Below are 223 nucleotides of genomic sequence, written 5' to 3' on the forward strand. Positions count from 1 at the left end.
CAGAACCCGAAGCCGTCGTCCAGAAACTCAAGCGGGGAAGAGGATTTTCAACTTCCTATAAACCGTCTGTTTTAGTCAACAACAGACGTATTATCGTCGCTCAAACGGTCGCCCCCTCCAGTGAAACCCAAGTGATGGCCGCGTTATTGGCGCAGAATCTCACTATCTCGGGAGGTCACCCGGAAAAGCTGTTATTGGATGCCGGTTATTTCCATGACGATGT

General features: G+C 50.2%; 1 protein-coding gene. It reads left to right on the forward strand.

Going from position 1 to position 223, the window contains the following annotated elements; all coding sequences use genetic code 11:
* A partial coding sequence (locus ACGF49_RS25420; RefSeq protein ID WP_387493623.1) for a hypothetical protein occupies window positions 1-223 on the forward strand: 223 nt, incomplete at both ends.

Origin of the sequence: Photorhabdus sp. RM96S (assembly GCF_042879335.1) — a bacterium.
GTDB classification, from domain to species: domain Bacteria; phylum Pseudomonadota; class Gammaproteobacteria; order Enterobacterales; family Enterobacteriaceae; genus Photorhabdus; species Photorhabdus kayaii.